This is a genomic window from Hydrocoleum sp. CS-953 (assembly GCF_002260545.1).
Classification (GTDB): domain Bacteria; phylum Cyanobacteriota; class Cyanobacteriia; order Cyanobacteriales; family Microcoleaceae; genus Trichodesmium.
This window is the reverse complement of the sequence record NZ_LGSU01000452.1, coordinates 1-3,159: the sequence shown is the minus strand read 5'-3', so window position 1 is coordinate 3,159 and position 3,159 is coordinate 1. Positions and strand designations below refer to the sequence as shown.

Genomic DNA, 3,159 nt, shown 5'->3' with positions numbered 1-3,159 from the left:
ATATATCAGCTCCTAATAATTGTCTAAAACAGATTTTGAATCTTGGTAACTATTGAGGTGTTGAAGTATAGCCGAAGTATAGCATTAAGGCATGGTAATTGGTATAGCTAAACTTGAATCAGAGGGGTTGACATTAAAATTACTGATAAATTCTTCCCCATATAAAAATTAGTAGTATCTTTTGACTCAAATTATCGTAATTCATTTATTTGCTAACCCCTCTAAATATTTCTCAGCTAACTGATGTGTTTTTTTAATCCCCTACTCCATCAGCTTTGCCCATATTTTTCTAGATAAAAACTATCAAATAAAATTATGCCCGTTTTTTGACAAAAATTTCAACTAATCAGATATATCAGATATATTAAGCAAGCACTCAAGAAAAAAAACTACCCATCAGCAATAAACTCCATCAACTTTACCCAGATTTTTCCAGATAAAAACTATCAAATCAAATTATGTCAGTTTTGCCAAAACAAAAAAATTTTAACTAATCAGGTATATTCAGGAAGCACTCAAGAAAAAACACCTAACCATCAGCAACAAACTTGTGACATTTGTACATTAATCGCGATAATTTTTACCTCGAACTTACAGGACTTTGCCCGGATGGTGAGCTACAGTTTAATACTAATTTATATTCCCTATTCACTCAAGTCCTAAAACTTTGTATTTGTACCTGATTAACTCCAAAACTGCTTTCATTAATTGATAATGGATAATTGATAATTACCTCCGGTTAAAACCTTTCTTGATTTAAGATAAGGAAATATCTTAGCACTTTTTTTCCCCTATCCAAGGGGAGGCTTCAAGGCGCGAATTATTTAATTATTAATAATTCGGTAATATTAAAGCGATAGTAGTTGAAAAGTAGTAATTTTCTCAGAAAAAGTCAGGTAGTTTGTAAATACTATTCCTGTGAAAGAAGCGAATTGGAGAGGTGTTCTGTTCCCTGTTCCCTGCCAGTAATATTAAACCCAATATCTCCCTAATTCCGATGCCAGTTTGTTATACCACCTGGTTGATCTATTAGTTTAATACCTTGATTTTGCAGTTCATTTCTAATGCGGTCTGCTTCAGCATAATTTTTAGCTTTTTTTGCCTCTAAACGTTGCTGAATTAAAGACTCAATTTCATTATCACTTAAACCTCCAGATTCACTACTAACTTGTTCATCTATTTTAACTTCTAAACCTAATACTTGTGACAACTTTACCAGAGTTACCCATTGTTTTTGTAACTCTTCCAAAGATGTTTGAGTTTTACCTTCATGCACTAGAATATTACCCTCTCGACGTAACTCTTTAGCTAATTCAAATAAAACAGCTAAAGCACCAGGAGTATTAATATCATCATCCATTGCTTTCTGAAATTTTTCTACCTGAAAAGTTAATAACTTTGTCTCTTCAGATAAGGTTTTTTCTGGCATTTCCCATCCTAATTTAGAACCATGTTGCTGAGGAAATAATATACCCTCCTTAATCGTATTCCAACCATTTTCAGCAGAAGCGATCGCCTCTTGAGTAAAGTCAATAGGTTTCCGATATTGAGCAGTTAAAACAAACATTCTGACAGCCATTGGCTCTACAGGTCTATCTAATAAATCCCGAATTGTGGTAAAATTTCCTAGGGACTTTGACATTTTTTCTCCATTAATAGTCACAAAACCATTATGGAGCCAATATCTTACATAAGATTTTCCCGTAGCAGCTTCCGACTGAGCAATTTCATTTTCATGGTGAGGAAAAATTAAGTCTGCTCCGCCAGTATGAATATCTATAGTTTCCCCCAAGCAGTCTCGCACCATTGCCGAACATTCAATATGCCAACCTGGTCTTCCTTTTCCCCAGGGAGACTCCCATGCAGGTTCTCCATCTTTTGCTGCTTTCCAGAGGGCAAAATCAAATGGGTCTTTCTTTTTAGCAGTTTCTAAATTTTCTGACTCTACTCTACCACTTGCACCAGCTTGCATTTCTTCCAAACGACGGCCTGAAAGTTTCCCATATTCAGAAAATTTCCGCACCTGATAATAAACATCCCCTCCAGAAGGGTAAGCAAAACCTTTTTTTTCTAAATCCTTGATTAACTGTTTAATCCCATCTATTGTCTGAGTGGCCCTAGGGTATTCATCTGCTTCTAGGACATTTAAGCGTTTCATATCCTCAAAGTATGCTTCTGTGAAACGTTCGGCCACCGACTCCATCGAACTGCCTGTTTCTCTGGCCCGGTTGAGAATTTTATCGTCTATATCAGTAAAATTTTGCACATACCGTACTTGATAACCTTGCCACATTAGATATCGGCGGATTGTATCCCATACAATATAAGAACGGGCATGACCTAAATGACAATAGTCGTATACTGTAACACCACAGGTATACATTTTAATTTTACCAGGCTCTAGGGATTGAAAGTTTTCTTCTTGACGAGTTAGTGAATTGTACAGTTTTAGTGTCATAAATTAATTTCAGCCAGTTTTTTCCAACCTTAATTATAAGGATAAAAGCTTTTTTTTACTTTAGTGTTAATTTTATAGCAGAAGGAAGAAGTTTGACTCTTGATATTCCATTGTTTCGACTACAGTTACTATAGCAATTCTAAATGATTTATCATCAATCAAAAAATGGATAAAAACTCTGAAACTCCCTTCTTTTGTCTGTTACCTCTTGCCTGAAAAGTAACAAACATTTTTTACAGGACTCAAATAAGAGTGCTATAGCAATCCTAAATGATTTGTGATAATTTTTATAATAGTTAAGATTGACGAAAAACCTTCAAAATTCTGATTCCTGTAGAGGTAATTAGCATTTTGTCTTTTGCAAAGCATTCCGCAAGAAATCGCCCCTAGCACAAAAATATTACAATTGAAATAGGATTGCTATATAGCTACAGACTATGCAGTTTAAGAGCTAAAATTTGATAGGTATCGTCTCGTTTAAAATTAACAGTTCCAAAATTTTCAGCATACAATCTACTATGACTATAAGCAGGTAGACACAAAAAACAAAAGTATGCAACAAGGAGGTAAAGTTATCAAAAATATCTTTCCTCCTCTCTTCTACCTCCTATCTTTTCATAAGGATAAATTTTAACGCCAACCTACTTACCTAAATTAATAACTTTAAATTTTTAAACGTAAAATTATTTGTTGTTTAAAGC

1 protein-coding gene is annotated in these 3,159 nt (G+C 34.2%); it reads right to left on the bottom strand.

The genetic code is table 11. The annotated features are described in order from the left end of the window. Positions 1 to 988: 988 nt before the first annotated feature. Entirely contained in the window at positions 989 to 2,458 is a 1,470-nt protein-coding gene (cysS, locus tag AFK68_RS04520) for a cysteine--tRNA ligase (protein WP_094671771.1), read from the bottom strand. Positions 2,459 to 3,159: the final 701 nt, after the last annotated feature.